Here is a 24,623-nt window from a genome sequence, read left to right on the forward strand (position 1 = left end):
GGTAGGATCTGAGCCATGTCGCATGCGCTGACCTGGCCGGATGTCCTCACCACCCTCCTCAACGGCGGAGACCTCAGTGTCTCAGACGCCACCTGGGCGATGCGTGAGGTGATGGCCGGGAGAGCGACCCCCGCCCAGCTCGCCGCCTTTCTCGTGGCGCTCCGGGTGAAGGGGGAGACGATCGACGAGGTGGTCGGGTTCCGCGATGCGATTCTGGACGCTGCGACGCCGTTGCCGGTCTCCAGCGATGTGGTGGACATCGTCGGGACGGGCGGGGACCGGATCGGGACGGTGAACGTGTCGACGACGGCGGCCGTGGTGATCGCCGCCGCGGGCGTTCCGGTGGTCAAGCACGGCAACAGGGCCGCAAGCTCCGCCTCGGGATCCTCTGACGTGCTGGGCGCCCTCGGGCTGCAGCTGGCGCTTCCTCCGGAGGGCGTGGCCGAGATGCTCGCCCGCGTCGGCATCACCTTCGTGTGGGCCGGCTCCTTCCACCCGGGCTTCCGCCACGCCGGCGCTGTGCGCGCAGAGCTGGGCGTGCCGACGGTGTTCAACATGCTGGGTCCGCTGTGCAACCCCGCCCGCGCGGAGGCGAACGCCGTCGGCGTCGCGCAGCTCGACCGGGTGCCGCTGATCACCGGCGTCTTCCGCACGCGCGGCGCGACGGCGCTGGTGTTCCGCGGCGACGACGGCCTCGATGAGCTGACGACGACCGGCCACAGCCGCATCTGGGAGGTCACCCGCGGCGACATCCACGAGCATGACCTGGACCCGCGCGACCTCGGCATCCCGCGAGCGGAGCTCGCCGACCTGCTCGGCGGCGATCCGCAGCGCAACGCCCGGATCCTCCGCGACACGCTGGCGGGAGAGCGCGGCGCGGTGCGCGACATCGTGCTCCTCAACGCCGCAGCCGGGCTGGTCGCCTATGAGCTCTCGCACGACGCGTCGCAGGCGCAGCGACCGATCGTCCAGCGTCTCGCTGAGGCGATGGAGCGCGCGGAGGCCGTGATCGACGACGGCAGCGCAGCGACGAAGCTCGACGAGTGGATCCGCGTCTCGCAGGAGCTGTCCGCCGCCGAATGACGACCCTGCGCGCGTGCGCTTCCCTTGGCCCGAAACGGGGGAGCAGCCCGAGCCGGGGGCACATGTGCGAGCGAAGCGTGGGTGCCGCCTAGGCGGTGTGCGCGACGGCGTCGAGTGCGCGCTGCATCGAGGCGCCCAGGCCCCAGCGCTCGGCGAGAGCCAGCGCAGCATCCGCGTCCGGGCGGGCGGGCTGCCCGTCCGGCGGGTCCAGCGGGAGATCCGTGACCACCCGCACGACAGCGGGGGCCACATCGAGGTAGTCGGCGGCGCCCAGCACCTTCGCCGCGACGCCCGCCGTCATCCCCTCCCCGCGCTCGGCCGCCGCGCGGATGCCGTCGAGGTCTCCGTGGGCGGAGAGGAGCGAGGCGGCGGTCTTCTCCCCGATGCCGGGGACTCCGGGGAGGCCGTCGGACGCGTCGCCGCGCAGAACGGCGAAGTCGGCGTACTGATATGCGTGCACGCCGTAGCGCTCGACGAGGGTCGTGTCGGTCATCGTCTCGAGACGGGACATGCCCTTCGTGGTGGAGATCACACGCACGGCGCGTTCGTCGTCGATCAGCTGGAAGAGGTCCCGGTCGCCGGTCACGATGTCGACCGGCGCGTCGGCGCGGGCGGACAGGGTGCCGATCACGTCGTCCGCCTCGTGCTCTGCGGCACCGACGATCGGAACGCCGAGCGCGCGGAGGGCGTCCCGGATCACGGGTATCTGAGCGACCAGGGGGTCGGGTGTCTGCTCGACGTCCGGGCCGCCGGAGATCTCCTCGATCACGCGGTGCGCCTTGTACGAGGGGATCAGGTCGACGCGCCACTGCGGGCGCCAGTCGTCGTCCCAGCAGGCGATGGTGCTGGTCGCCTCGCTGAGCGGCACGAGGCGCGCGATCATGTCCAGCAGTCCGCGCACCGCGTTGACGGGCATGCCGTCCGGCGAGCGGACCGTGTCCGGCACGCCGTAGAACGCGCGGAAGTACAGGGACGCGGTGTCGAGGAGCAGAAGCTTGTCCGTGCGGTCTGGCATGCCGCGATTCTCCCAGACGGACGTTCGGAGAGAAGTGGTCATTGCGGCCCCTCGCCTGCTAATCTGAAGTGTCTGTCGTGACGCGGTTTCACGCGCCTGTCGACGGATGACATCCCAAATCCACTCGCTCCGCCCTCCGCAGGCTGCCTCGTGGCAGGGTCGGCGGGGCCCGACTCACCCTGAACAAGGACAACCCACTACATGACTAACGCAACGACCGCCCCGGCCGCCAAGCAGGTCGCCATCAACGACATCGGATCTGCTGAGGACTTCCTGGCCGCGGTCGAGAAGACTCTGAAGTTCTTCAACGACGGCGACATCATCGAAGGCACGATCGTCAAGATCGACCGCGATGAGGTCCTCCTCGATGTCGGGTACAAGACCGAGGGCGTCATCCCCTCCCGCGAGCTCTCCATCAAGCACGACGTCGACCCCAACGAGGTCGTCTCCGTCGGCGATCAGGTCGAGGCCCTCGTTCTCCAGAAGGAGGACAAGGAAGGCCGTCTGATCCTCTCCAAGAAGCGCGCGCAGTACGAGCGCGCCTGGGGCGATGTGGAGAAGGTCAAGGAGAACGACGGTGTCGTCACCGGTCAGGTGATCGAGGTCGTCAAGGGTGGCCTCATCGTCGACATCGGCCTCCGTGGCTTCCTCCCCGCCTCGCTCATCGAGCTGCGTCGCGTCCGCGACCTCACCCCCTACCTGGGGCAGGAGCTCGAGGCGAAGATCCTGGAGCTCGACAAGAACCGCAACAACGTCGTTCTCAGCCGTCGCGCTCTGCTCGAGCAGACGCAGTCCGAGTCGCGCACCACGTTCCTCAACAACCTGCACAAGGGTCAGGTCCGCAAGGGCGTCGTGTCGTCGATCGTCAACTTCGGTGCGTTCGTGGACCTCGGCGGCGTTGACGGCCTCGTGCACGTCTCTGAGCTGTCGTGGAAGCACATCGAGCACGCCAGCGAGGTCGTGGAGGTTGGCCAGGAGGTCACCGTCGAGATCCTCGAGGTCGACCTCGACCGCGAGCGCGTCTCCCTGTCGCTCAAGGCGACGCAGGAGGACCCGTGGCAGGTCTTCGCCCGCACCCACGCGATCGGTCAGATCACGCCGGGCAAGGTCACCAAGCTGGTTCCGTTCGGTGCGTTCGTCCGCGTCGCCGATGGCATCGAGGGCCTCGTGCACATCTCGGAGCTGTCCGCGAAGCACGTCGAGCTGGCCGAGCAGGTCGTCTCGGTGGGCGAGGAGGTGTTCGTCAAGGTCATCGACATCGACCTCGACCGTCGCCGCATCTCGCTCTCGCTGAAGCAGGCCAACGACTCCGTCGACCCGTACGGCACCGAGTTCGACCCGGCGCTGTACGGCATGCTCGCCGAGTACGACGAGAACGGCGAGTACAAGTACCCCGAGGGCTTCGACGCGGAGACCAACCAGTGGCTCGAGGGCTTCGACGAGGCCCGCGAGAAGTGGGAGCAGGAGTACGCCGCTGCTCAGGCCCGCTGGGAGGCGCACAAGGCCCAGGTCGTCAAGGCCGCAGAGGCCGAGGCCGAGGCCGGCGAGACCTTCAGCCCCGCGCAGACGTTCTCGAGCGACTCCGCTGGTGCCGGCACCCTCGCCGACGACGAGGCGCTCGCGGCTCTCCGCGAGAAGCTGTCTGGCGGCAACGCCTGAGCTGAGAAGCTCACAGCCCAGCGAACGGGCCGTCACCTCCGGGTGGCGGCCCGTTCCGCGTTTCCGCGTCGGTCGTTCATGACAGGATCGATGACATGCCTCTCATCGCACTCACCGGTGGCATCGCCTCGGGCAAGTCGACCATCGCGCGCCGCCTCGCCACGCACGGCGCCGTCGTCATCGACGCCGACCAGATCGTACGCGATGTGCAGGCGCCCGGAAGCGTGGTTCTGCGCGACATCGCGGAGGCATTCGGCGACGACGTCATCGCCGCAGACGGCTCCCTGGACCGTGCTGCGCTGGGTGCCCGTGTCTTCGGTGACGACGAGCGCGTCGCGACGCTCAACGGCATCGTGCACCCGGCGGTCCGCGCCGAGGCCGCCCGCCGGCTCGACGCCGTGTTCGCCGCTGACGCCGATGCCATCGTGGTCTACGACATCCCCCTCCTCGTCGAGACGCGCTCCGACGACCACTGGGACCTCATCGTCGTCGCAGACGCGCCGGCCGAGCAGCGCGTCCGTCGTCTGGTCGACCTGCGCGGTCTGGACGAGCAACAGGCGAGAGCGCGCGTGGCGGCGCAGGCGACCGACGCGGAGCGGCGGGCCGTGGCCGACGTGATCATCGACACCTCCGGGACGCTCGAGAGCACCCTCGCGCAGGCCGACGCGCTGTGGGCACGGCTTTCGGTATAGCCGGCTGCGCCCGGCCGACGGGGCGGCGCGCCGATGCCCGGGAGGCGGCGCGATGGTGACGGGTGCCCCGCCGGGCGACGGCTTCACCGGGCACGAGCGGGGGAGCAGGGCGTACCGCCGCCTCATCCTCGGCCTCTTCTGCGCGGGTATCGCGACGTTCGCGCAGCTGTACTCGCCGCAGGCTGTGCTTCCGCTTCTCGGACCCGACCTGGGGGTGTCTCCGGCAACGGCGGCCCTGGCGGTGTCCATGGCGACCCTCGGGGTCGCGATCGGTGTCATTCCGTGGTCGGTGGTGGCAGACCGCGTCGGTCGCGTGCCGGCGATGGCGGTCGGAATCGCGGTGGCGACCGTGCTCGGGCTCGTCGCTCCCTGGAGCGGCACCATCGCTGTTCTTCTCGGGATGCGATTCGTGGAGGGGATCGCCCTCGCCGCCGTGCCGGCGATCGCGCTCGCCTATCTCAGTGAGGAGGTCGCGGCCGGGCACGCCGCGGCCGCAGCAGGCAGCTACATCTCCGGCACGTCGATCGGCGGTCTCGCCGGTCGTCTCATCGCCGGTCCCCTCGGCGATGCGATCGGCTGGCGTGCCGGGATGGGCGCGGTGTCCCTGGTGTGCGCGGTGGCCGCTGTGCTGTTCCTGATCCTCGTGCCGCGGTCACGCGGTTTCGTGCCAGCTCGGATGCGCGAGAAGGGCGGCAGCGTCGTCGCACGGCTGACGGGCGCGATCCGCGCGCCCGTCCCGCTGGGGCTGTACATCATCGGCTTCGTGCTGATGGGGGCGTTCGCCGCGATGTACAACTACCTCGGTTTCCACCTGGAAGCGCCGCCGTTCCTGCTGCCGACCGCGGCCGCGACACTGCTCTTCCTGGCCTACCTCGCCGGGACGATCACCTCATCCTGGGCGGGCGCCCTCGCCGTGCGGCAGGGGCGCCGCCGCGTGCTGCTCGCGGCGATCGGCGTCACCGCGGCGGGCGCGACCGTGCTGCTGGTGCCATCGATCCCGGTGATCCTGGTCGGGCTGGTGGTGTTCACCGGGGGGTTCTTCGGCGCGCACAGCATCGCCTCGGGGTGGGCGCCCGCTGCCGCGGCCCCGGCGAGCGGCCTCGCTGGCTCTGCCACGGCCACCGTCCCGGCGTGGGGACCGCCCGATCCGCGGTGTTTGTCCCGCTCCGCGGGCGGATGCCGGGAAGCCGCCCGCAGATCGGGGCAACCTCCGTAGATCGGGCACTTCCGGCCGGCGTCCAGGTCCGGTGTCCGAGGCGCCTCGTAGGCTGATCACATGCAACCAACGCGCAGCGTTCGTCCCTTCGAGGTCGTCAGCGAGTACGAGCCCAGCGGCGACCAGCCGAAGGCCATCGCGGAGCTCGCCGCGCGCATCAACGCTGGAGAGACGGACGTCGTGCTGCTCGGCGCGACCGGAACCGGCAAGTCTGCCACCACGGCGTGGCTCATCGAGCAGGTGCAGCGCCCCACGCTGGTCCTGGCGCACAACAAGACCCTGGCGGCGCAGCTCGCGAACGAGTTCCGCGAGCTGATGCCGAACAATGCGGTCGAGTATTTCGTCTCCTACTACGACTACTACCAGCCAGAGGCTTATGTGCCGCAGACAGACACCTTCATCGAGAAGGACTCCTCGATCAACGCGGAGGTGGAGCGGCTGCGGCATTCCACGACGAACTCCCTGCTGAGCAGACGGGATGTCGTGGTGGTCTCGACGGTGTCCTGCATCTACGGCCTCGGTGCTCCGGAGGAGTACCTCCGGGCGATGGTCGCGCTGCAGGTGGGTGAGCGCTACGACCGGGATGCGCTCATCCGGCAGTTCATCGCGATGCAGTACAACCGCAACGACGTCGATTTCTCCCGAGGCAACTTCCGGGTACGGGGCGACACCATCGAGATCATTCCGGTCTACGAGGAGCACGCGATCCGCATCGAGCTCTTCGGCGACGAGATCGAGGCGCTGTACTCGCTGCACCCGCTCACCGGCGAGGTGATCGCTCGGCTCGATGCGGTGCCCATCTTCCCCGCTTCGCACTATGTCGCGGGAACCGATGTCGTCCAGCGTGCCATCGGCACGATCGAGACCGAGCTCGAGCAGCGCCTGGCGGAGTTCGAGCGGCAGGGCAAGCTGCTCGAGGCCCAGCGACTGCGCATGAGGACGACGTTCGACCTGGAGATGCTGCAGCAGCTCGGCTTCTGCTCCGGCATCGAGAACTACTCGCGGCACCTCGACGCCCGGCAGCCTGGTGAGCCGCCGCACACACTGCTCGACTTCTTCCCCGATGACTTCCTGCTGGTGATCGACGAATCGCATGTGACGGTGCCCCAGATCGGGGCGATGTACGAGGGCGACGCCTCGCGCAAGCGCACGTTGGTCGAGCACGGGTTCCGGCTGCCCAGTGCGATGGACAACCGCCCGCTGCGCTGGGACGAGTTCAAGGAGCGCATCGGGCAGACGGTTTATCTCTCGGCGACCCCGGGCAAATACGAGATGGGGATCGCGGACGGAGTCGTCGAGCAGATCATCCGTCCGACCGGACTGGTCGACCCGCAGATCGTCGTCAAGCCGTCCAAGGGCCAGATCGACGACCTCCTCGAGCAGATCCGTCTCCGCGTCGATCGCGATGAGCGTGTGCTCGTCACGACCCTGACGAAGAAGATGGCGGAGGAGCTGACAGACTTCCTCGGCGAGCACGGCGTCCGCGTGCGCTATCTCCACTCGGACGTCGACACTCTTCGCCGGGTCGAGCTCCTGAGCGAGTTGCGTGCCGGGGTCTATGACGTGCTCGTCGGCATCAACCTGCTGCGGGAGGGGCTCGACCTGCCGGAGGTTTCTCTCGTCGCGATCCTCGACGCCGACAAGGAGGGGTTCCTGCGCTCCGGCACCTCGCTCATCCAGACGATCGGCCGCGCCGCACGCAACGTCTCCGGCGAGGTGCACATGTACGCAGACACGATGACCGACTCGATGCGCAACGCCATCGAGGAGACGGATCGGCGCCGGGAGAAGCAGCTCGCATACAACGCCGAGCATGGCATCGATCCGCAGCCTCTGCGCAAGCGGATCGCCGATATCACCGAGGTCCTTGCCCGCGAGGGCGCAGACACGGCGGCCTTCATGGAGCAGCGTGGCAAGGGCGGCGGGAAGAAGAAGAGCCCCACCCCGCGTCTGCGCCAGGGCGGGATCGCTGCGGAGGGCGCTCAGCAGCTCGAGGGAATGATCGCCGATCTGAGTGAGCAGATGCTGGCGGCTGCGGGTGAGCTGAAGTTCGAGCTGGCCGCGCGGCTGCGCGATGAGGTGCAGGACCTGAAGAAGGAGCTGCGGGCGATGGAGCGCGCCGGTCACGCCTGACCGGCGTTGCGGCGACGGGTGCGGCGGAGCCGGTCAGATCGGGGGAGGGTGACGGCATGGACGAGGAGAGAGCGGCCCTGGCCGATCGTATCCGCGCGCTGCTTCCCGGGCGTGGGCCGGGCGGCTACGAGGAGAAGCGGATGTTCGGCAGCCTGGCGTTCCTCGTGGACGGCCGCATCCTGGTGGCGGCCTGGGGAGCGGGCGACGTGCTCGTGCGGGTCGATCCCGAGCGCAGCGCGGAGCTTCAGCTGCTCCCCGGTGCGCGCATCGCCGAGATGGGGCCGTCGCGACGGTCGATGGGGGCGGGCTGGCTCGCGGTGTCTGCCGACGCGGTGGCCGATGACGAGCGGTTGCTGTTCTGGATCGACGTGGCGCGCGAGTTCCACGACGCGAATGAACCGGAGGTCGGTCTCAGGGGCAGTGCATGAGCGGCTTCGGGCCGCTGCGATCAAAGGTGTGCGCCGACATCGGGTGCTGGCACAGCGGACAGGGGCGTTCGGTGCGTACCGGTTCCGGCTCCGTCTCGTAGGGCCCGACCGAGGGCGGTCCGGCGAACTTGACCAGGCGCGTGTTCAGGTAGGTGTAAAGGCCGCCGGCCTCGCGGATGCGTTCGCGGAGGGGTGGGCGTTCGCTGTCGCTCATAGTGTTTAGTGTACTAATGATTCGTGCATGATGGTATTTCCAGTAGAATCACGGGGTGGACGAGCCGACCCCGGACGAGCTGCTGCTGCTCGACAACCAGCTGTGCTTCGCCGTCGTGACGGCGGCGCGGAACATCGTGTCGATCTACCGCCCGATCCTCGAGCCCCTCGGGCTCACGCATCCGCAGTACCTCGTCATGCTCGCTCTCTGGGAGGAGTCGCCCCGGTCGCTCGGAGAGCTCGCCGCCGCCCTGGCGTTGGACCCGGCGACCGCATCGCCCCTCGTGAAGCGACTCGAGGCCGACGGCCTGATCGTGCGGGCCCGGAGCGCGGCCGACGAACGGCGCCTGGACATCGCCCTCACACCGCAGGGGCGCGCGCTGCGCGAGCGCGCCCTCGACGTTCCGCGTCAGGTGATGGCACGCGTCGGGATGAGCGTTGCGGAGGTCGCCGCGGTGCGCGACGGCCTGGGCCCCTTTGCGGGGCCGCAGCCGCAGTGAGTCACACCCGGTGCCGCCGATCGGGTTCGGCCGATGCCGTTCCGCGCACCGCGAACAGCCCGGCCGGCCGGCGCGAGGCCGATGTCGGTGGCCCCTCCTAGACTTGTCTGGTGCCGATCGTTCCTGTTGCAAACGCTGGAAAACTGAGTGTCCGCGGGGCCCGCGTCCACAACCTGAAGAACGTTGATCTGGAGATCCCGCGGGATGCTCTCGTGGTCTTCACCGGGCTGTCGGGCTCTGGCAAGTCGTCGCTCGCGTTCGACACGATCTTCGCCGAGGGCCAGCGTCGTTACGTCGAGTCGCTGAGCGCTTACGCGCGGCAGTTCCTCGGCCAGGTCGACCGGCCGGACGTCGACTTCATCGAGGGTCTGAGTCCTGCCGTCTCGATCGACCAGAAGTCGACGAACCGCAACCCGCGGTCGACGGTGGGAACCATCACCGAGATCTATGACTACATGCGCCTCCTCTGGGCGCGCATCGGCGTGCCGCACTGTCCCGAGTGCGGCGAGCGCATCCAACGGCAGACGGTTCAGCAGATCGCCGACCAGCTCATGGACCTGCCAGAGCGCACGCGCTATCAGATCGTCGCCCCGGTGGTGTCGCAGAAGAAGGGCGAGTTCGTCGATCTCTTCCGTGAGCTCGGAGCCAAGGGCTACTCGCGTGCCATCGTCGACGGCGAACTCGTCCAGCTCGCGGAGCCGCCGACCCTGAAGAAGAGCTACAAGCACGACATCGCGGTGGTCGTCGACCGCCTGGTCGCCAGCGGAGACAACCTGGGGCGCATCACCGACTCCGTCGAGACGGCGCTCGGCCTGACCGGCGGCATCGTCCAGGTCAACTTCGTCGACGAGGAGGGCGAGGCCGCATGGCAGTCGTTCTCCGAGAAGCTCGCCTGCCCCAACGGGCACCCGATCGCCCTCACCGAGATCGAGCCGCGCACGTTCTCGTTCAACGCGCCCTTCGGCGCCTGCCCGGCGTGCTCCGGGCTCGGTACGCGGATGTCCGTCGACGTCGAGCTCATGCTCGGCGACGAGGACCTGTCGATCCGCGAGGGCGTCATCATCCCGTGGACCACGCAGGGCAAGGGGCTGTTCCAGTACTACGAGCGACTCCTCGAAGGCCTGGCGCGTGATCTGAGCTTCGACCTCGACACTCCGTGGCGGGATCTGCGCGTCGACGTGCAGGAAGCTGTTCTCCACGGCGACAACTACAACGTGACGGTCAAGTGGAAGAACCGCTATGGCCGGGAGATGCGCTACACCTCCGGCTTCGAGGGCGTGGTGCCCTACATCGAGCGCCAGTACATGCAGGCCGAGAGCGACAATCAGCGCGCCCGCTGGGCCGAGTATCTGCGTGAGGTGCCGTGCCCGGTGTGCGAAGGCAACCGCCTCAAGCCCGAGGTGCTCGCCGTCCTGGTGCAGGGGCGCTCGATCGCCGAGGTCTCCCACCTCAGCCTCGTCGATGCGGAGAGCTTCATGCGGGAGCTGACGCTCACCGATCGCGAAGCGAAGATCGCCGCGCAGGTGCTGCGCGAGATCCAGCTGCGGCTGCAGTTCCTGCTCCAGGTGGGCCTGTCCTACCTGAACCTCAGCCGCTCGGCGGGATCCCTGTCGGGCGGCGAGGCGCAGCGCATCCGGCTCGCGACCCAGATCGGCTCTGGTCTCACCGGCGTCCTCTACGTTCTCGACGAGCCATCGATCGGCCTGCATCAGCGGGACAACCGGCGGCTGATCGAGACCCTGCTGACCCTGCGCGGTCTGGGAAACACGCTGATCGTGGTCGAGCACGACGAGGAGACCATCGAGGCGGCCGACTGGATCGTCGACATCGGGCCCGGCGCGGGCGAGGGCGGCGGCGAGGTGGTCCACTCCGGCCCCTATGCAGAGCTGCTCGCCGAGACCGCCTCGATGACCGGCGACTACCTGGCGGGGCGTCGGGGCATCGCCCTGCCGGCAAAACGGCGCAAGATCGACCGCAAGCGGATGCTGACCGTTGTCGGGGCGCGGGCGAACAACCTGAAGAACGTGACAGCCGAGTTCCCCCTCGGCGTGCTGACGGCGGTGACCGGCGTCAGCGGGTCGGGGAAGTCCTCCCTGGTCAATGACATCCTCTACCAGGTTCTCGCCTCGCGCCTCAACGGCGCCAGGACGGTCCCCGGGAAGCACACCAGGGTCACCGGAATCGAGGAGCTCGACAAGGTGGTGCATGTCGACCAGGCGCCGATCGGTCGCACCCCGCGCTCCAACCCGGCGACATACACCGGCGTCTTCGATCGCATCCGCACGCTGTTCAGCGAGACGCCGGAGGCCAAGGTGCGCGGATATCTGCCCGGTCGCTTCAGCTTCAACGTGAAGGGTGGCCGCTGCGAGGCCTGTTCCGGCGATGGCACGATCAAGATCGAGATGAACTTCCTCCCCGACGTCTATGTGGACTGCGAGGTGTGTCATGGCAAGCGCTACAACCGCGACACCCTGGCCGTGCACTACAAGGGCAAGAACATCGCCGAGGTGCTGGAGATGCCCATCGTCGAGGCCGCGGAGTTCTTCGAGCCCATCCAGGCGATCCACCGCTACCTCAAGACCCTCGTCGACGTCGGCCTGGGCTACGTGCGGCTCGGACAGTCGGCGACAACGCTGTCTGGTGGCGAGGCGCAGCGCGTGAAGCTGGCCACCGAGCTTCAGCGTCGCAGCAACGGACGCAGCATCTATGTCCTCGACGAGCCGACCACCGGCCTCCACTTCGAAGACGTCCGCAAGCTCCTCGAAGTGCTCAACGGCCTGGTGGACAAGGGAAACACCGTCGTGGTGATCGAGCACAACCTCGACGTGATCAAGTCCGCGGACTGGGTCATCGATCTGGGCCCCGAGGGAGGGTCGGGGGGAGGCGAGGTGATCGCGGTCGGCACCCCGGAGAAGATCGCTGCGAGCGAGCGGAGCCACACCGGACGCTTCCTCGCCGAGATCCTGGCGAAGGAGGGCGGCACGCGCTGATGGCCCAGGAGCTGGCGTACAAGCCGCGGCCGGGTGAGATCCCCACCGACCCCGGCGTCTACCGCTTCCGCGATGCCGACGGACGCGTGCTCTACGTCGGGAAGGCGAAGAACCTGCGGCAGCGGCTGTCGAACTACTTCGCCCCGTTGCGCACGCTGCATGAGCGCACCCGTCGGATGGTGATGACCGCGCGCAGCGTGGAGTGGACCGTCGTCGCCACCGACGTCGACTCGCTCCAGCTGGAGTACATGTGGATCAAGGAGTTCGATCCGCCCTTCAACGTGCGGTACCGGGACGACAAGTCCTATCCGTTCATGGCGGTGAGCCTGGGCGATGAGGCTCCCCGGGTTTTCGTCACCCGCAATCGACGTATCCCGCGCGCGCGGTATTTCGGCCCGTATCCGAAGGTGTGGGCCGTGCACGACACGATCGACCTGATGATCAAGGCATTCCCCATCCGCACCTGCACGGACGCCAACTACAAGCGCGCCATGCAGACCGGGCGGCCGTGCTTCGCCGGCCAGATCGGCAAGTGCGGCGGACCCTGCTCGATGAAGGTCACGATCGAGGAGCACCGCGCCATCGTCGACGACTTCGTGTCATTCATGGCCGGTGGGGACGAGCGCTTCTCGCGCGAGCTCACGCGGCGCATGCAGGAGGCGTCTGCGGCGATGGACTACGAGGCAGCCGCGCGGTACCGTGACCAGCTCTCCGCGATCGAGGCCGTGCTCGGCAAGAGCGCGCTCGTGCTCCCCGCCGACGAGGACGCCGACCTGTTCGGGATCGCCGAGGACGAGCTCGCCGCCGCCGTTCAGCACTTCACCATCCGGGGCGGGCGGGTGCGAGGCGTGCGGGCCTCCACGATCGAGAAGGAGATCGACATCGGCGGCGCCGATCTCGTCGACCAGATCCTCCAGCGGGCGTACGGTGACGCCTCGGGCGGGGACATCCCGCGTCGGATCCTGGTTCCGGTCCTGCCGGACGATGCGGCAGAGCTCGAGGAATGGTTGCGCGAGCGCCGCGGCAAGCGCGTGGAGATCCTGGTCGCGCAGCGAGGCCAGCGCGCTGAGCTGATGCGCACCGCGACGATCAACGCCCAGCAGGCTCTCGTGCGTCACAAGACCCGGCGCACGAGCGACTACGCGGCCCGCACGGAGGCGATGAACGACCTGCAAGAGGCGCTCGGGTTGGCGGAGGCGCCGTTGCGGATCGAGTGCTACGACATCTCGCATCTCGGCGGCACGAACGTGGTCGCGTCGATGGTGGTGTTCGAGGACGGCCTGCCCCGGAAAGACCAGTACCGGACGTTCGGCATCGCTGAGACGACCGACGACACCGACTCGATGTACCAGGTGCTGCGTCGCCGCCTCGCCCACCTCGACGCCCCCGCTGACGACGGTGAGTCCGCCGAGGAGGGGAGCGATGCCGCTGCACCGCGCAAGCGGCGTTTCGCCTATCCGCCCCAGCTGCTGCTGGTCGACGGCGGCAGGCCGCAGGTCGAGGCAGCTGCGCGGGCGCTCCGCGATGCCGGCCACACGGAGATCGCGCTGTGCGGCATCGCCAAGCGGCTCGAGGAGGTCTGGCTGCCGGGGGAGGAGTATCCGGTCATCCTCCCGCGCACGAGCGAGGCGCTCTACCTGCTGCAGCGCTTGCGCGACGAGGCCCACCGGTTCGCCATCACGCACCAGCGCAAGCGTCGACGTCGGGACATCTCGACCGTGCTGGCAGAGGTTCCGGGCCTCGGTCCCGCACGCATCAAGACCCTGCTGCGCCACTTCGGGTCCGTGAGTGCGCTGCGCGCCGCGGGCGAGGAGGAGATCCGTGAGGTGCCGGGGGTCGGGCCGGCTCTCGCGACCGCGATCCGCGCACACCTGACGGGGTCGCCTCCTGGCGAGGCGCCGAGCGTCCGCACCCCCTAGGCTGGGGGGCGAGGAGGGACCATGAGCAGCGCGGGTGAGGGCGAGTTCCTGATCGTGACCGGGATGTCGGGGGCGGGACGATCGACGGTCGCCAACGCGCTCGAGGATCTCGGCTGGTATGTGGTCGACAACCTGCCGCCCGCGATGCTGCGGCCGCTGCTCGATCTCACCGACACCGCCGAGGCTGCGCATCCGAAGGTCGCCGCCGTCGTGGACGTGCGCGGACAGAACCTCTTCGACGACTTCCCCGAGGTCGCGCGTGCCCTGCGGTCCGATCGTGCGGTGCGCATCGTCTTCCTCGACGCCTCCGACGACGTCCTGGTGCGCCGGTTCGAATCGGTGCGCCGTCCGCACCCCCTTCAGGGAGAGGGGCGTCTGCTCGACGGGATACACCTCGAGCGTGAGCGCCTGGCACCGGTCCGCGAGGCGGCGGACATCATCATCGACACCTCGAACTTCAACATCCACAAGCTCGCGACCCACGTCTCCGAGCTGTTCCGGGAGGCCTGGCAGGCCCGCCACCGGGTGAACATCATGAGCTTCGGGTTCAAGTACGGACTGCCGACGGACGCGGATCTGATCGCTGACATGCGCTTTCTTCCGAATCCGTTCTGGATCGAGGAGCTGCGCGGCCAGACCGGGCAGGATGAGGACGTCCGAGACTACGTGCTCTCCCGCCCCGGCGCGACGGACTTCCTCGACGCCTATGCGGCCGCGCTCGTTCCGGTTCTCGAGGGATATCAGCGGGAGAACAAGAGCCACTCCACCGTGGCGATCGGGTGCACCGGCGGCAAGCACCGCTCGGTGGCGATGTCGGAGGAGCTGGGGCGCCGGCTCGCCGACGTCCCGGGCGTCGCGGTACGCGTGCTGCACCGCGACCTCGGACGCGAGTGACTCGCATACGCGTCTGACGGCGAGCACCGGCCAAGCCGGGTAGGCTGATCCACTGTCATTTCGCCGCTCTCGCGGCGGCCGTCTGCGCAAGAGGAGTCCCGTGTCACTGACCACCGACGTCAAGGCCGAGCTGGTCGCCGTCCGCAACGCACCGCCCATGGTCCGCGCCGCGGAGGTCACCACGATCCTCCGCTTCGCCGGTGGGCTGCACTCGATCGCCGGCCGCGTCGCGGTCGAGGCAGAGGTGGACGCCGAGACCCTCGCCCGCCGGGTGGCGCGCGACCTCGCCGGACTCTTCGGCGTGCGCCCTGAGATCGCCCAGGTCCAGGGCAGCTCCAGCCCGACCGGCGCACGCTGGGCCGTGCGGGTGATCGATGCGGGGGAGACCCTCGCCCGCCAGACCGGGCTGCTCGATCAGCGCCGACGTCCCGTCCGCGGTCTCCCCAACCGCCTGGCGACCGGCTCCCGGGAGGAGCTGGCCGGAATCTGGCGGGGGGCTTTTCTGGCCTCCGGCAATCTCAGCGAGCCGGGGCGGTCCGCCGTGCTGGAGATCGCCTGCCCCACGAGCGAGGCGGCGATGGCCCTCGTCGGAGCGGCGCACCGCCTGGGCGTCGCTGCGAAGGCGCGCGAGGTCCGCGGGCTTCCGCGTGTGGTGATCCGCGAGGGGGAGGGGATCCGTGCGATCCTCAGCGCGATCGGCGCTCAGCGTGCCGCGGCGGCATGGGAGGAGCTCCGCCAGCGGCGCGAGGTCCGCGCGGGCGTGAACCGTCTGGTCAACTTCGACGATGCCAACCTCCGCCGCTCCGCACAGGCCGCCGTCGCCGCGTGCGCCCGCGTCGAGCGCGCCCTGGAGATCCTGGGCGATGACATCCCGGAGCACCTCCGTTCCGCCGGCGAGCTCCGGCTCAGCCACCGTGACGCGAGCCTGGATGAGCTGGGCCATCATGCCGACCCGCCGCTGACGAAGGACGCTGTCGCCGGCAGGATCCGCCGCCTGCTCGCGATGGCCGACAAGCGCGCGCAGCACGAGGGCGTCCCCGGAACGGAAGCAGCCGTTCCGATCGCCCTCGACGACTGAACGGGGCGGCGAAAAGCTCCGGAACAGGGCGTCACGAACCCGCCGGATCCGGGCCAGCCGTCGGTCGCCGTCGATAGGATGGAGCCGTCTGCTCCCTCCGCACAACCGCGGGGACCGGAGATCATCAGCAAGCGCATTGCGCGGATTGGATGAAAGCGAAATGGCGAAGTACACGCTCCCCGAGCTCGGCTATGACTACGCGGCTCTTGAGCCCCACATCAGTGCCGCCATCATGGAACTCCACCACGACAAGCACCACCGGGCCTATGTGAACGGCGCGAACACCGCGCTCGAGCAGCTCGCCGAAGCCCGTGAGAAGGGCGACTTCGCGAACGTGAACAAGCTCGAGAAGGACCTGGCGTTCAACCTCGGCGGTCACACCAACCACTCGATCTTCTGGACGAACCTCTCGCCCGAGGGTGGCGACAAGCCGACCGGTGAGCTGGCGGCGGCGATCGACGAGAACTTCGGCTCCTTCGAGAAGTTCCAGGCGCACTTCACCGCAGCGGCGCTCGGCGTCCAGGGCTCCGGCTGGGCCGGCCTGTTCTGGGACTCCATCGGCGAGAACCTGATCATCCAGCAGTTCTTCGACCAGCAGGCGCAGTTCGCCGCCGGCACCGTCCCGCTCCTGCTGCTGGACGTGTGGGAGCACGCGTACTACCTCGACTACAAGAACGTCCGCGCGGACTACGTGAAGGCATTCTGGAACATCGTCGACTGGGCAAACGTGCAGGAGCGTTTCCTCGCGGCCCGGGAGAAGACTTCTGGCCTCCTGGTACTTTCCTAACCAACGGGCGTCCCGGCGGCTCGCCCGCCGGGACTCCCTCGGTCCCGGTTCACTCTCGACACGCGTCTCCGCCGCGCGGGAAGCATGAGGAAACCAGTGACCACCAGGATCGCAATCAACGGCTTTGGTCGCATCGGACGTGATGTGTTCCGCGCGGTGCGAGCCCAGGGCGCCGACCTCGAGGTCGTCGCAGTCAACGACCTCACCGACAACAAGACCCTGGCCCACCTCCTGAAGTACGACTCGATCTGGGGTCGTCTCGACGCAGAGGTCGACGACAGCGACGATGCGATCATCGTCGATGGCGTGGAGATCAAGGCATTCTCTGAGCGGGACCCGGCCAACCTCCCCTGGGGTGAGCTCGACGTCGACATCGTCATCGAGTCGACCGGCCACTTCACCGATGCCGCCAAGGCCCGTGCTCACATCGAGGCGGGGGCCAAGAAGGTCATCATCTCGGCTCCGGCCACCGACACCCCCACCTTCGTGATGGGCGTCAACGAGGAGTCGTACGACCCCGAGAAGGACGACGTCATCTCGAACGCGTCCTGCACCACCAACTGCCTCGCGCCGCTGGCGAAGGTGTTCAACGACGCGTTCGGCATCGAGCGGGGTCTGATGACCACCATCCACGCCTACACCGCCGACCAGAACCTCATGGACGGACCGCACCGCGATCTGCGTCGTGCGCGTGCCGCTGCCCTGAACATCATCCCCACCTCGACGGGTGCCGCCAAGGCCCTCGGACTGGTCCTTCCGGAGCTCGCCGGCAAGCTCGACGGCTTCGCGCTGCGCGTCCCGGTCCCCACCGGTTCGATCACCGACCTGACGGTGACCGCCTCGCGCCCGGTGACGGTCGACGAGGTCAAGGCGGCCTACAAGGCGGCGGCGGATGGCCCGCTCAAGGGCATCCTGAAGTACACCGATGACGAGATCGTCTCCAGCGACGTCGTCGGCGACTCGCACTCGTCGATCTTCGACGCCGGCCTGGTCCGCGTGATCGACGACCAGGTGAAGCTGTCCAGCTGGTATGACAATGAGTGGGGCTATTCCTGCCGCCTCGTCGACCTCACGGAATACGTCGGCGAACGACTCTAAGGAGAGAGATGACGCTGCGCACCCTTGATTCGCTCGGGCCGCTCCAGGGGAGGAGGGTGATCGTCCGATGTGACCTCAACGTCCCCCTGCGGGACGGGGAGATCACGGACGACGGGCGCATCCGCGCCTCCCTGCCCACCCTGAACGCACTGATCAATCAGGGTGCGCGCGTCATCGTCTGCTCGCACCTGGGCCGACCAGACGGCGAGCCGAACCCCGCCTACAGTCTCGAGCCGGTCGCCCAGCGGCTGTCCGAGCTGCTGGGGCAGCCGGTCGCGTTCGCACGCGACACCGTGGGGGAGTCGGCCCAGGAGGCGGTCGCCGCCCTGGAGGACGGCGGCGTCGTCGTGCTCGAGAACCTGCGCTTCCACCCGGGGGAGACCTCGAAGGACGCCGCGGAGCGCGCCGCCTTCGCCAACGGGCTGGCCGCGCTGGGCGATGCGCTCGTGTCTGACGGCTTCGGCGTCGTCCACCGCAAGCAGGCGAGCGTGTATGAGCTCGCCGAGATCCTGCCCTCCGCAGCCGGTCTCCTGATCGCCGCGGAGCTCGAGGTGCTCGACCGCCTCACCGAGCGCCCGGAGCGCCCCTACACCGTGGTTCTGGGCGGGTCGAAGGTGAGCGACAAGCTCGGCGTGATCTCCCACCTGCTCCCGCGGGTCGACCGGATCCTCGTCGGTGGCGGGATGCTGTTCACGTTCCTCGCGGCAGAGGGCAAGGCCGTCGGGGCGAGCCTCCTCGAGGAGGAGCAGCTCGACACCGTGCGCGGCTACATCGCCGAGGCCAGAGAGCGCGGCGTGGAGCTAGTGCTCCCGACCGATGTCGTCGTGGCCGACCGGTTCGCGGCAGACGCGGCGCACGAGGTGACGACGGTCGACGGAATCGAGAACACCGCGGCGGGTGCAGCGGGCATCGGCCTGGACATCGGGCCCGAGACGGCGAAGCACTTCGCCGAGCTCATCGCGAGCTCGAAGACGGTGTTCTGGAACGGGCCGATGGGCGTGTTCGAGTTCCCCGCCTTCGCCGGTGGCACGCGCGCGGTCGCGCGCGCGCTGACCGAGGTCGACGGCCTCGGGGTGGTCGGGGGCGGAGACTCCGCCGCCGCGGTACGGCAGCTCGGCTTCGCCGACGACGACTTCGGTCACATTTCGACCGGCGGCGGCGCGAGCCTGGAATTCCTCGAGGGCAAGAAGCTGCCCGGTCTCGAGGCACTGGGATGGGATGCATGATGACTTCGGAGGTCAGCGTGAGCAAGCGCACACCGTTCATCGCGGGGAACTGGAAGATGAACCTCGATCACCTGCAGGCGGTCGCCTTCGTGCAGAAGCTGCACTGGGCACTCAAGGACGCCAAGCACGACACGGACTCCGTCGAGGTCGGGGTGTTCCCTCCCTTCACCGACCTGCGCAGCGTGCAGACGCTGATCGATGCCGACCGGATCCCGTTCGCGCTCGGTGCGCAGGATTTGTCGCGCCATGACAAGGGCGCGTACACCGGCGAGATCTCCGGTGTCTTCCTCGCGAAGCTGGACGTGCGCTACGTCATCATCGGCCATTCGGAGCGGCGCGAGTACCACGATGAGGGCGATGACGTGGTGGCCGACAAGGTCGCCGCCGCGCTGCGGAACGGCCTCGTCCCGGTGATCTGCGTCGGCGAGACCGCCGAGGACCTCGAGAAGCACGGCGCCAGCGCCGTGCCGGTCGCGCAGCTGCGCGCTGCCCTGTCCGGCGTCGCCGCATCGGCGGACATCGTCGTCGCCTATGAGCCGGTGTGGGCGATCGGCTCCGGCCAGGCCGCGACTCCGGCGCAGGCGCAGGACGTCTGCGCTGCGCTGCGCGCCGTGGTCGCCGAGGAACTCGACGAGGATGCCGCCGCGCGCACCCGCATCCTGTACGGAGGATCGGTGAAGGCCGCCAATATCGCGAGCTTCATGCGGGAACCCGATGTCGACGGGGCTCTCGTCGGCGGCGCGAGCCTGGTGGTCGACGAGTTCGCGTCGATCATCCGCTACCGCAGCCACGTCGGCGTCTGACGCTTCGGACGGCGTCGCCTCCGGCAGGGGGCGGCGCCGTATCCGTATAATGGATCACTACGCGGGTCGTCCGGCCCGAGCGAAAGGCCAATCTCCGTGCAGATTCTTGAGTTCGTGCTGCAGGTGCTGCTGGGCATCACCAGCGTCCTGCTGACCCTCCTCATCCTCCTCCACAAGGGACGGGGCGGGGGACTGTCCGACATGTTCGGTGGCGGCATGTCGTCCGCCGTCGGCTCGTCCGGGCTCGCCGAGCGGAACCTCAACCGCTTCACGGTGGTGCTGGCGCTGGTGTGGTTCGTCGCGATCGTGTCTCTGGGTCTGATTACGAAGTTCGAGGTGCTCTGATGGCAACAGGCGGCAGCGCAATTCGCGGTACCCGGGTCGGTTCCGGGCCGATGGGCGAACAGGACCACGGCTACCACGCCGACCGCATCGCGGTGTCCTACTGGGACGGTCTGGGCAATGAGACGGTCCGTTACTTCGCGGCCGGCCTGCCGGACGAGGAGATTCCGGAGGTCATCGACCACCCGCACTCCGGTCTGCCGGCCGGCCGGGACAAGAGCAATCCTCCGGCGATCGCCAAGGCGGAGCCCTACAAGACGCACCTGGCGTATGTGAAGGAGCGCCGCACCGACGAGGAGGCAGACCAGCTCCTCGACGACGCGCTCACGGAGCTGCGCGCGCGCCGCGGTCAGTCCTGACCTCGATCCTCAGAAAGAACCCCTGCCGTCCGGCGGGGGTTCTTTCGCATGGCGCCCGTGCGCTGCGCCGATACACGTGCGTCGTCCCGTGCTTCGTGTCGCGGGCAGCCGTTGACGTGCGGGGCATCGGCGTGCGGGCCGGGAGACACCGTGGCGCACGTCGGCGCCCGGTCCTGGCGCGTCATGACGCCCGGACGCGCCAGGACGGCGGTCGCGAGCGGGAAGGGTGGAGGGGCAGACGGGAATCGAACCCGCGTAATCAGTTTGGAAGACTGAGGCTCTACCATTGAGCTACTGCCCCGCGGCTGCCTCCGCGGAAGCGGGGCAACCGGATAAGCATAGCGGACGTCGACGATGTTCATGTCCGCCGGGGATGCTCACGTCCGTTAGACTCGTGGGGGCCTTCCCGCGTGCGGGCTGATCCGGGGCGTAGCTCAGTTTGGTAGAGCACCCGCTTTGGGAGCGGGAAGTCGCAGGTTCAAATCCTGTCGCCCCGACCACGGCCCTACGTCTTGCGGTCCGGAAGTTTCCGGCCGGACAACCACAAGGAGAACACAGCAGTATGGCGAACAGCACCGTCGAGCAGCTGAACCCGACGCGGGTCAAGCTCACGATCACGGTCACCCCTGAGGACCTCAAGCCCAGCATCGAGCACGCCTACGAGCACATCGCTCAGGACGTGCAGATCCCCGGCTTCCGCAAGGGCAAGGTTCCGCCGCCCATCATCGACCAGCGCATCGGTCGTGGCGCGGTCATCGAGCACGCCGCGAACGAGGGCCTCGACGAGTTCTTCCGCGAGGCGGTCGCCGAGCACAAGCTGCGCGTGATCGGCCGCCCGACCGCCGACATCACCCAGTGGCCCGACGAGAAGGACTTCTCGGGCGACCTGCTCGTGGACATCGAGGTGGATGTCCGCCCCGAGATCCCGATGCCGGAGCTCGACGGCATCACCGTCACGGTCGACGCTGCCGAGGCGGACGAGGCGGCGCTGGACGCCGAGCTCGACCGGCTGCGTGCCCGCTTCGGCACCCTGATCCCGGTGGACCGCCCGGCCAAGACCGGCGACTTCGTCGAGCTCGACCTCGTCGCGACCATCGACGGCAACGAGATCGATCGCGCCGAGGGCGTGTCCTACGAGATCGGGTCCGGCGAGCTGCTCGCCGGCATCGACGAGGCGGTCGACTCCCTCACCGCGGGCGAGGACACCACCTTCACCTCCACGCTGGTCGGCGGTGACCACGCAGGCGAGGACGCCGAGGTCTCGGTGAAGGTCACCGGCGTCAAGGAGCGAGAGCTGCCCGAGGCCGACGACGACTTCGCCCAGATGGCCAGCGAGTTCGACACGATCGCTGAGCTGCGCGACAGCCTCCGCGAGCGCGTCGAGCAGCAGGCCCTCATCGGGCAGGCCAACGCCGCGCGCGACAGCCTCATGGAGACGCTTCTGGAGAAGGTCGACATCCCCGTGCCGCCGCAGCTGGTCGAGGACGAGGTGCACAGCCACCTCGAGGGCGAGGGGCGTCTGGAGGACGACGAGCACCGCGCCGAGGTGACCCTCGCCACCGAGCGTCAGTTCCGCGTGCAGGTCCTGCTGGACACGATCGCCGAGAACACCGACGTGCAGGTCTCGCAGGAGGAGTTCACCCAGTTCCTCATCCAGACCGCCGCGCAGTACGGACTCTCCCCGCAGGACTTCCTGCAGGCGGTGCAGTCGAGCAACCAGCTGCCCTCGCTCGCCGGTGAGGTCGCCCGCAACAAGGCGGTCGCGATCGCACTGAGCAAGGTGGCCGTCGTCGACAGCAACGGCAAGGCCGTCGATCTCACCGAGGTCCTGGGCCTCGCCGAGGACGCCGCTGAGGAAGACGCCGCGGAGCAGGCTCCGGCCGAGGAGCCCGCCGTCGAGGAGGCCTCGGCGGACGAGGCGCCCACCGAGGAGAAGCCCAAGCGCACGCGCAAGCCCAAGAAGGCAGCGGACGCCGACGCGGTCGAGTGAGCCAATCGAGAAGGGGCGGATGCCGAACGGCATCCGCCCCTTCTCGTGTCTGCGCGCGACGCCCTCGCCGCGCGCTATGCCGAGGGCGAACACGGGGAGTCGCCGGCCGGCGCGCCGGTAGATTCGAATCACCGAACATCGGAACAGGAGCTCACATGGCTGCAGAACCCCTCGTCGCGACGAGTGTCTTCGACCGGCTGCTCAAGGACCGCATCATCTGGCTCGGCTCAGAGGTGCGGGACGAGAACGCCAATGAGATCTGCGCGAAGATCCTTCTTCTCGCCGCGGAGGACCCGGAGAAGGACATCTATCTCTACATCAACTCTCCGGGCGGATCGATCACCGCAGGAATGGCGATCTACGACACGATGCAGTTCGTGCCGAACGACATCGTCACCGTCGGGATCGGCATGGCGGCCTCGATGGGTCAGCTGCTGCTCACCAGCGGCACCAAGGGCAAGCGCTACATCACCCCGAACGCACGCGTGCTGCTCCACCAGCCGCACGGCGGCTTCGGCGGGACCTCGAGCGACATCCAGACCCAGGCCCAGCTGATCGTGTCGATGAAGAACCGCCTCGCGGAGATCACCGCCGCTCAGACCGGCAAGTCCGTCGAGCAGATCAACGAGGACGGTGACCGCGACCGGTGGTTCACCGCAGAGCAGGCGCTCGAGTACGGCTTCGTCGATCACATCCGTGAGCACGCGAGCGACGTCTCCGGCGGCGGCGGAACCGCGGCGAAGTAAGGCAGGAGAGAAGAGCACATGTACACACCCACCTTCCGTGCGGCAGGTTCCCTGCCCTCCAGCCGGTACATCCTTCCGCAGTTCGAGGAGCGCACCGCCTACGGCTTCAAGCGCCAGGACCCCTACAACAAGCTCTTCGAGGATCGCGTGATCTTCCTGGGTGTTCAGGTGGACGACGCCTCGGCCGACGATGTGATGGCGCAGCTGCTCGTGCTGGAGAGCCAGGACGCCGAGCGCGACATCACGATGTACATCAACTCGCCCGGTGGCTCGTTCACGGCGATGACCGCGATCTACGACACCATGCAGTACGTCGCGCCGCAGATCCAGACCGTCGTGCTCGGTCAGGCGGCCTCCGCGGCTTCCGTGCTGCTTGCTGCGGGCAGCCCCGGCAAGCGTCTGGCGCTCCCCAATGCCCGGGTGCTGATGCATCAGCCGGCGATGGGCGAGGCCGGTCACGGCCAGGCGTCCGACATCGAGATCCAGGCGGCTGAGATCCTGCGCATGCGCACCTGGCTCGAAGAGACCATGGCGCGCCACACCGGCAAGCCGGTCGAGCAGGTCAATCGCGACATCGATCGCGACAAGATCCTCTCCGCGCAGGAGGCGCTGGAGTACGGGATCGTCGACCAGGTGCTCACCACACGCAAGCGCCAGGGCTGACAGCCTGACGACGGCGGGAGCGGCGGTTTCCGCTCCCGCCGTCATCGCCCCCGTCCCGCCGTCCCCGTGCGAAACCTTCCTCCAGGAGGACTCATGACCGCCGATCTCGCCCGCATGATCGACCACACGTTGCTCAAGCCCGAGGCCACGCGCGCCGATGTCGATGCCCTCGTCGCCGAGGCCGCCGAACTCGGCGTCTACAGTGTGTGCGTCTCGCCCTCGATGCTCCCGCTGACTCTTCCCGATGGTCTGAAGCTCGCCGTGGTCGCCGGATTCCCGAGTGGCAAGCATCACTCGGCGGTCAAGGCGCTCGAGGCGCGCACGGCCGTGGCGGAAGGGGCGGACGAGGTCGACATGGTGATCGACGTCGGCGCGGCCATCGCAGGGGACTACCGCGCCGTGGAGGACGACATCCGAGCCGTGCGTGACGCCGTGCCGGCGCCGACCGTGCTCAAGGTCATCATCGAGTCCGCGGCGCTGCCCGACGATGCGATCGTCGCGGTCTGTCGTGCCGCCGAGGCCGCGGGAGCCGATTTCGTCAAGACGTCGACGGGTTTCCACCCCGCCGGCGGAGCGACCGTTCATGCGGTCGAGCTCATGAAGCAGACCGTCGGCGACCGCCTCGAGGTGAAGGCGTCCGGCGGGATCCGCACCCGGGAGGCCGCCGAGGCGATGGTCGCCGCGGGTGCCACCCGCCTGGGCGTCTCGGGGAGCCGGGCGCTTCTCGCGGGCGGACCGGCCGCCGGCGGATACTGACGGTGACGCTGTGCGCCGCACGGCGAAAGTCGG

The 24,623-nt window shown here is 68.6% G+C and carries 23 protein-coding genes and 2 tRNA genes; 22 read left to right on the forward strand and 3 right to left on the reverse strand.

Annotated elements, in window-relative coordinates; all coding sequences use genetic code 11:
• Window positions 1-15 precede the first annotated feature (15 nt).
• Entirely contained in the window at window positions 16-1,083 is a 1,068-nt protein-coding gene (gene trpD / locus AC3RXY_RS03860) for an anthranilate phosphoribosyltransferase (RefSeq protein ID WP_491509585.1), read from the forward strand.
• A gap of 88 nt (window positions 1,084-1,171) precedes the next feature.
• Here trpD and AC3RXY_RS03865 read toward each other — a convergent pair whose 3' ends face one another.
• Window positions 1,172-2,098 carry a 5'-3' exonuclease gene (locus AC3RXY_RS03865; RefSeq protein WP_491509586.1) on the reverse strand — a complete coding sequence of 309 codons (927 nt, stop codon included), beginning with the start codon at window positions 2,096-2,098 and terminating at the stop codon, window positions 1,172-1,174.
• A gap of 201 nt (window positions 2,099-2,299) precedes the next feature.
• Between AC3RXY_RS03865 and rpsA the strand changes: the two genes are divergently transcribed.
• The 5 genes from rpsA (at window position 2,300) to AC3RXY_RS03890 (ending at window position 8,226) form a co-directional block, all read left to right on the forward strand.
• Window positions 2,300-3,757 (forward strand): 30S ribosomal protein S1, encoded by a 1,458-nt coding sequence (rpsA, locus tag AC3RXY_RS03870; RefSeq protein ID WP_491509587.1) that lies wholly within the window; start codon window positions 2,300-2,302, stop codon window positions 3,755-3,757.
• A gap of 95 nt (window positions 3,758-3,852) precedes the next feature.
• Window positions 3,853-4,449: a dephospho-CoA kinase gene (gene coaE / locus AC3RXY_RS03875; protein ID WP_491509588.1), complete on the forward strand. Its 597-nt coding sequence runs from the start codon at window positions 3,853-3,855 to the stop codon at window positions 4,447-4,449.
• A 52-nt stretch (window positions 4,450-4,501) separates the two neighbouring features.
• On the forward strand, window positions 4,502-5,665 hold the full coding sequence (locus AC3RXY_RS03880; protein ID WP_491509589.1) for an MFS transporter: 1,164 nt from the start codon (window positions 4,502-4,504) through the stop codon (window positions 5,663-5,665).
• Window positions 5,666-5,725: 60 nt separating this feature from the next.
• Complete coding sequence (uvrB, locus tag AC3RXY_RS03885) at window positions 5,726-7,798, forward strand: excinuclease ABC subunit UvrB (protein ID WP_491509590.1); 2,073 nt, start codon at window positions 5,726-5,728, stop codon at window positions 7,796-7,798.
• Between the two features lie 56 nt (window positions 7,799-7,854).
• Window positions 7,855-8,226, forward strand: a complete 372-nt coding sequence (locus tag AC3RXY_RS03890; protein ID WP_491509591.1) for a TfoX/Sxy family protein — start codon at window positions 7,855-7,857, stop codon at window positions 8,224-8,226.
• Here the strand turns inward: AC3RXY_RS03890 and AC3RXY_RS03895 are convergent.
• Window positions 8,210-8,440 (reverse strand): hypothetical protein, encoded by a 231-nt coding sequence (locus AC3RXY_RS03895; protein ID WP_491509592.1) that lies wholly within the window; start codon window positions 8,438-8,440, stop codon window positions 8,210-8,212. The two genes, AC3RXY_RS03890 and AC3RXY_RS03895, sit on opposite strands and share 17 nt — an antisense overlap.
• Before the next feature lie 55 nt (window positions 8,441-8,495).
• Between AC3RXY_RS03895 and AC3RXY_RS03900 the strand changes: the two genes are divergently transcribed.
• The 11 genes from AC3RXY_RS03900 to AC3RXY_RS03950 all read left to right on the forward strand — a co-directional run bounded on the left by AC3RXY_RS03900 (window position 8,496) and on the right by AC3RXY_RS03950 (window position 20,435).
• Window positions 8,496-8,939: a MarR family winged helix-turn-helix transcriptional regulator gene (locus AC3RXY_RS03900; RefSeq protein WP_491509593.1), complete on the forward strand. Its 444-nt coding sequence runs from the start codon at window positions 8,496-8,498 to the stop codon at window positions 8,937-8,939.
• A 110-nt stretch (window positions 8,940-9,049) separates the two neighbouring features.
• On the forward strand, window positions 9,050-11,929 hold the full coding sequence (gene uvrA, locus AC3RXY_RS03905; protein WP_491509594.1) for an excinuclease ABC subunit UvrA: 2,880 nt from the start codon (window positions 9,050-9,052) through the stop codon (window positions 11,927-11,929).
• Entirely contained in the window at window positions 11,929-13,848 is a 1,920-nt protein-coding gene (gene uvrC, locus AC3RXY_RS03910; protein WP_491509595.1) for an excinuclease ABC subunit UvrC, read from the forward strand. Before uvrA ends, uvrC begins: the two co-directional genes overlap by 1 nt.
• A 21-nt stretch (window positions 13,849-13,869) precedes the next feature.
• On the forward strand, window positions 13,870-14,742 hold the full coding sequence (rapZ, locus tag AC3RXY_RS03915; protein WP_491509596.1) for an RNase adapter RapZ: 873 nt from the start codon (window positions 13,870-13,872) through the stop codon (window positions 14,740-14,742).
• A gap of 100 nt (window positions 14,743-14,842) precedes the next feature.
• A complete protein-coding gene (whiA, locus tag AC3RXY_RS03920; protein ID WP_491509597.1) occupies window positions 14,843-15,820 on the forward strand; it encodes a DNA-binding protein WhiA in 978 nt (325 codons plus the stop codon).
• A 160-nt stretch (window positions 15,821-15,980) separates the two neighbouring features.
• On the forward strand, window positions 15,981-16,607 hold the full coding sequence (locus tag AC3RXY_RS03925; RefSeq protein WP_491509598.1) for a superoxide dismutase: 627 nt from the start codon (window positions 15,981-15,983) through the stop codon (window positions 16,605-16,607).
• Window positions 16,608-16,703: 96 nt separating this feature from the next.
• Entirely contained in the window at window positions 16,704-17,705 is a 1,002-nt protein-coding gene (gene gap / locus AC3RXY_RS03930) for a type I glyceraldehyde-3-phosphate dehydrogenase (RefSeq protein WP_491509599.1), read from the forward strand.
• A gap of 8 nt (window positions 17,706-17,713) precedes the next feature.
• Window positions 17,714-18,931: a phosphoglycerate kinase gene (locus AC3RXY_RS03935; protein WP_491509600.1), complete on the forward strand. Its 1,218-nt coding sequence runs from the start codon at window positions 17,714-17,716 to the stop codon at window positions 18,929-18,931.
• Window positions 18,928-19,734 carry a triose-phosphate isomerase gene (gene tpiA, locus AC3RXY_RS03940; RefSeq protein ID WP_491509601.1) on the forward strand — a complete coding sequence of 269 codons (807 nt, stop codon included), beginning with the start codon at window positions 18,928-18,930 and terminating at the stop codon, window positions 19,732-19,734. The genes AC3RXY_RS03935 and tpiA overlap by 4 nt, the downstream gene beginning before the upstream one ends.
• Window positions 19,735-19,830: 96 nt before the next feature.
• On the forward strand, window positions 19,831-20,079 hold the full coding sequence (gene secG, locus AC3RXY_RS03945) for a preprotein translocase subunit SecG (RefSeq protein WP_491509602.1): 249 nt from the start codon (window positions 19,831-19,833) through the stop codon (window positions 20,077-20,079).
• Window positions 20,079-20,435, forward strand: coding sequence for an RNA polymerase-binding protein RbpA (locus AC3RXY_RS03950; protein WP_491509603.1), 357 nt, complete (start codon window positions 20,079-20,081; stop codon window positions 20,433-20,435). The genes secG and AC3RXY_RS03950 overlap by 1 nt, the downstream gene beginning before the upstream one ends.
• Before the next feature lie 227 nt (window positions 20,436-20,662).
• Here the strand turns inward: AC3RXY_RS03950 and AC3RXY_RS03955 are convergent.
• Window positions 20,663-20,736: transfer RNA gene (locus tag AC3RXY_RS03955), tRNA-Gly, on the reverse strand.
• A 122-nt stretch (window positions 20,737-20,858) separates the two neighbouring features.
• On the opposite strand from AC3RXY_RS03955, the gene AC3RXY_RS03960 reads away from it, so the two are divergent.
• The 5 genes from AC3RXY_RS03960 to deoC all read left to right on the forward strand — a co-directional run bounded on the left by AC3RXY_RS03960 (window position 20,859) and on the right by deoC (window position 24,590).
• Window positions 20,859-20,935, forward strand: a tRNA-Pro gene (locus tag AC3RXY_RS03960).
• A 62-nt stretch (window positions 20,936-20,997) separates the two neighbouring features.
• Window positions 20,998-22,425, forward strand: coding sequence for a trigger factor (gene tig, locus AC3RXY_RS03965; protein WP_491509604.1), 1,428 nt, complete (start codon window positions 20,998-21,000; stop codon window positions 22,423-22,425).
• Window positions 22,426-22,580: 155 nt separating this feature from the next.
• Window positions 22,581-23,171, forward strand: coding sequence for an ATP-dependent Clp protease proteolytic subunit (locus AC3RXY_RS03970; RefSeq protein ID WP_491509605.1), 591 nt, complete (start codon window positions 22,581-22,583; stop codon window positions 23,169-23,171).
• A gap of 18 nt (window positions 23,172-23,189) precedes the next feature.
• Entirely contained in the window at window positions 23,190-23,834 is a 645-nt protein-coding gene (locus AC3RXY_RS03975; protein ID WP_491509606.1) for an ATP-dependent Clp protease proteolytic subunit, read from the forward strand.
• Between the two features lie 93 nt (window positions 23,835-23,927).
• A complete protein-coding gene (gene deoC, locus AC3RXY_RS03980; protein WP_491509607.1) occupies window positions 23,928-24,590 on the forward strand; it encodes a deoxyribose-phosphate aldolase in 663 nt (220 codons plus the stop codon).
• Window positions 24,591-24,623 lie beyond the last annotated feature (33 nt).

It is taken from the genome of Microbacterium longlingense, from assembly GCF_058349825.2.

Coding starts and splice junctions, on each gene's coding strand:
- trpD (WP_491509585.1), top strand. CDS start 16: ATGTCGCATGCGCTGACCTGGCCGGATGTCCTCACCACCCTCCTCAAC.
- AC3RXY_RS03865 (WP_491509586.1), bottom strand. CDS start 2,098: ATGCCAGACCGCACGGACAAGCTTCTGCTCCTCGACACCGCGTCCCTG.
- rpsA (WP_491509587.1), top strand. CDS start 2,300: ATGACTAACGCAACGACCGCCCCGGCCGCCAAGCAGGTCGCCATCAAC.
- coaE (WP_491509588.1), top strand. CDS start 3,853: ATGCCTCTCATCGCACTCACCGGTGGCATCGCCTCGGGCAAGTCGACC.
- AC3RXY_RS03880 (WP_491509589.1), top strand. CDS start 4,502: ATGGTGACGGGTGCCCCGCCGGGCGACGGCTTCACCGGGCACGAGCGG.
- uvrB (WP_491509590.1), top strand. CDS start 5,726: ATGCAACCAACGCGCAGCGTTCGTCCCTTCGAGGTCGTCAGCGAGTAC.
- AC3RXY_RS03890 (WP_491509591.1), top strand. CDS start 7,855: ATGGACGAGGAGAGAGCGGCCCTGGCCGATCGTATCCGCGCGCTGCTT.
- AC3RXY_RS03895 (WP_491509592.1), bottom strand. CDS start 8,440: ATGAGCGACAGCGAACGCCCACCCCTCCGCGAACGCATCCGCGAGGCC.
- uvrC (WP_491509595.1), top strand. CDS start 11,929: ATGGCCCAGGAGCTGGCGTACAAGCCGCGGCCGGGTGAGATCCCCACC.
- rapZ (WP_491509596.1), top strand. CDS start 13,870: ATGAGCAGCGCGGGTGAGGGCGAGTTCCTGATCGTGACCGGGATGTCG.
- AC3RXY_RS03925 (WP_491509598.1), top strand. CDS start 15,981: ATGGCGAAGTACACGCTCCCCGAGCTCGGCTATGACTACGCGGCTCTT.
- AC3RXY_RS03935 (WP_491509600.1), top strand. CDS start 17,714: ATGACGCTGCGCACCCTTGATTCGCTCGGGCCGCTCCAGGGGAGGAGG.
- tpiA (WP_491509601.1), top strand. CDS start 18,928: ATGATGACTTCGGAGGTCAGCGTGAGCAAGCGCACACCGTTCATCGCG.
- AC3RXY_RS03950 (WP_491509603.1), top strand. CDS start 20,079: ATGGCAACAGGCGGCAGCGCAATTCGCGGTACCCGGGTCGGTTCCGGG.
- tig (WP_491509604.1), top strand. CDS start 20,998: ATGGCGAACAGCACCGTCGAGCAGCTGAACCCGACGCGGGTCAAGCTC.
- AC3RXY_RS03970 (WP_491509605.1), top strand. CDS start 22,581: ATGGCTGCAGAACCCCTCGTCGCGACGAGTGTCTTCGACCGGCTGCTC.
- AC3RXY_RS03975 (WP_491509606.1), top strand. CDS start 23,190: ATGTACACACCCACCTTCCGTGCGGCAGGTTCCCTGCCCTCCAGCCGG.
- deoC (WP_491509607.1), top strand. CDS start 23,928: ATGACCGCCGATCTCGCCCGCATGATCGACCACACGTTGCTCAAGCCC.